Annotated in this window: 5 protein-coding genes; all 5 read left to right on the top strand. The window is 58.4% G+C overall.

Features of this window, described 5'->3' with window-relative positions; genetic code table 11:
* The first annotated feature begins 7 nt into the window (after positions 1-7).
* The 5 genes from RR51_RS28315 to RR51_RS28295 all read left to right on the top strand — a co-directional run bounded on the left by RR51_RS28315 (position 8) and on the right by RR51_RS28295 (position 2,287).
* Positions 8-343, top strand: coding sequence for a hypothetical protein (locus RR51_RS28315; protein ID WP_000741275.1), 336 nt, complete (start codon positions 8-10; stop codon positions 341-343).
* 23 nt (positions 344-366) lie between these two features.
* Positions 367-693, top strand: a complete 327-nt coding sequence (locus RR51_RS28310) for a hypothetical protein (protein WP_000091614.1) — start codon at positions 367-369, stop codon at positions 691-693.
* 102 nt (positions 694-795) lie between these two features.
* Positions 796-1,050, top strand: coding sequence for a hypothetical protein (locus RR51_RS28305; RefSeq protein ID WP_425312399.1), 255 nt, complete (start codon positions 796-798; stop codon positions 1,048-1,050).
* A gap of 40 nt (positions 1,051-1,090) precedes the next feature.
* A complete protein-coding gene (locus RR51_RS28300) occupies positions 1,091-1,279 on the top strand; it encodes a TraR/DksA family transcriptional regulator (protein WP_082044783.1) in 189 nt (62 codons plus the stop codon).
* Positions 1,280-1,324: 45 nt separating this feature from the next.
* On the top strand, positions 1,325-2,287 hold the full coding sequence (locus tag RR51_RS28295) for an SdiA-regulated domain-containing protein (RefSeq protein WP_010794530.1): 963 nt from the start codon (positions 1,325-1,327) through the stop codon (positions 2,285-2,287).
* The last annotated feature ends 45 nt before the right edge of the window (positions 2,288-2,332 follow it).

Here is a 2,332-nt window from a genome sequence, read left to right as displayed (position 1 = left end):
CCTCCTGATGGCAGCCCGCATCACCGACGACGAATGGGACGAACTGACTCCCGAGAATTTCGATACCACGGCACTGCTGCGTGCAGTCGATGCCGTGGACGTGCTGCGCGGCGATTTGAATGACAGCGCAGACGGCGCACCTCCGCAACTGCGCACCGACCTGTTGAAGCTGCATCAACTGGCAATGGCCGCGTTCAACGAGGGATCACGCAGCCGAGTGGCTGAGCTATTTGATCTCGCCGTGGATCTTCAGGATCAGGTTGATCATCTGATGACCTCGCTGGAACAAGTGCAAGAAACCCTGTCCCGGTTGACGGCGCTCTACCCAGAAAGCCTGTCCTGAATGTTCTTGGAGACAACCACATCATGAGCCGCAGCCGCCGCAAAACGCCCATCGTTGGGCACACGACCTGCCGTAGCGAGCGCGAGGACAAGAAACTCTGGCATCAGCGCTGGCGAACTCACGAGCGCACCGCGCTGGCCAGCGCGTCGCCGGAAGCTCTATGCGCCCATCTGCCTCTACTGGAAAACCAGGTCAGCAACGTCTGGTCGATGGGTAAGGATGGCCGCTCCTACTGGCCCATCAAGCGCCAGGCCGCCACGGCGGATCGCATTGCCAACCACAAGGGACGCAATCCGCAAGAGCGCGCCTCCCTGAAAAAGCGTCTGCTGCGCAAGTGGATGAGCAAATGAACCTGTCCACCGGCTATCGCTTGGGCGCGAATCGCTGAAGAAGCAGAACTCCCAGCCGGCTACGAGGGCACGGCGACGCCAGAGGCGCATCGGGCCTGCGAGGTGATCCAGGAGCGGATTCGAGAGCACGTCGTCGCCACCAATGACATGCGGCTGTTCGGCCTGCTGCACCTGCTTGGGCAGGCGTCGCTGCGCATGGAGCAAGCGCTGTGGCCGGAAGAATATGCGCGGATGACCCGCGAGGTCGAGGAAGCTCTCCGAGAGGCCGACGACCCCAACGCCAAGTCGTACACCCACGAAGAAGTCATGCGGGCGATGCAGGAACTCATCGACCAAGCGCGAGACAAGCCATGTTGATCGGCTGACGGAAATTTCTGGGTTTCCGGCTTACAACCCCATGAACGATGCGATCCGCAGTCGTGCACGGCATGAACGTGTCCGTCTCCAACTGGCCCTCAAGCGCTGGCACGAGGGCGACTATGGCTGGTGTAACCAATGCGGCGAGTTGATCGCCTCGGGCCGTCTGGAGTTCGATCCGGCCACGCCGTTGTGTATCACCTGTGCCAGCCGCGCCGAGTCGGGTTGAAACCATCACGGCTCGTGGCGTCAGTCTGATTTAACGAGGCTTCTAATGTATTTGATGGCTAAAAACTGGCTGGGCCGAACACGGAAAGTAAGTGTTTGGATGTGGGCGCTTGTATGCCTTGTGTTGCTCACCGTATTCCAAGTACGTACTCATCACCTTGATGATCGTCTGTACTTTTGGATCAAGACCCACTGGCACACAGACGATTGGCAGGAGCGCTCTGTGTGGCTGCCTGGCTATCGGGTTGAGCTGGATGCTAAGGCGGTTCCCGGTGTGGACAACAACCTTTCGGGCCTGACCTTCGATCCTGACCTAAATCTGCTGTGGGCGGTTACCAATGGCCCGAACGAGCTGCTGGCCCTCAGTCGTGACGGTGACGTGGAGCGACGTTACAGCCTGGATGGCTTCCACGACGTGGAAGCGGTGTCCTATGCCGGCAACGGTCAACTGGTCATTGCCGAAGAGCGGCGGCAGAGCCTGGTTATCGTGGATATCCCCATCGACGAATACGGTAAGCTTTCTCCTGATCGACCATTGAGCCTAGACCAGTATTCAGCGCTAACCTTGGCGCTTGGCAAGGAGGACAACAAAGGCCTTGAAGGGCTCGCCTACGACCTAAAAGGTGATCGTTTGTTTGTGACCAAGGAGCGTGACCCCCGGCAATTACTGGAAGTGAGCGGCCTTCGTGCCAGCCTGGAAGGAGGCGTTTCCCTGCACGTCCGCGACATGTCCAACCTAGTAAAAGACAAGGTGTTTGCCACTGACTTGTCTTCGGTTGTATTCGATCAACAGAGCGGCCATCTGATCCTGCTCAGCGACGAGTCGAAACTGCTGATTGAAATGACCGACGAGGGCAAGGTGGTGAGTTTCCGCTCCTTGGCGAGGGGGTTTGCTGGTTTGCTGAAAGGTATACCCCAAGCCGAAGGCGTAACCATCGACGATGAAGGGTATTTGTACGTGGTCAGCGAGCCGAACTTGTTCTATCGCTTTACCCGCGAGACAGATTGACCAGTCAACAAGCTACAGTCAGGCGTGGCCGGGACGCTTGAACTG

The sequence above is a fragment of the Pseudomonas sp. C5pp genome (genome assembly GCF_000814065.1).
GTDB classification, from domain to species: domain Bacteria; phylum Pseudomonadota; class Gammaproteobacteria; order Pseudomonadales; family Pseudomonadaceae; genus Aquipseudomonas; species Aquipseudomonas asiatica.
This window is presented reverse-complemented; position numbering and strand designations above follow the sequence as displayed.

Coding starts and splice junctions, on each gene's coding strand:
- RR51_RS28315 (WP_000741275.1), top strand. CDS start 8: ATGGCAGCCCGCATCACCGACGACGAATGGGACGAACTGACTCCCGAG.
- RR51_RS28310 (WP_000091614.1), top strand. CDS start 367: ATGAGCCGCAGCCGCCGCAAAACGCCCATCGTTGGGCACACGACCTGC.
- RR51_RS28300 (WP_082044783.1), top strand. CDS start 1,091: ATGAACGATGCGATCCGCAGTCGTGCACGGCATGAACGTGTCCGTCTC.
- RR51_RS28295 (WP_010794530.1), top strand. CDS start 1,325: ATGTATTTGATGGCTAAAAACTGGCTGGGCCGAACACGGAAAGTAAGT.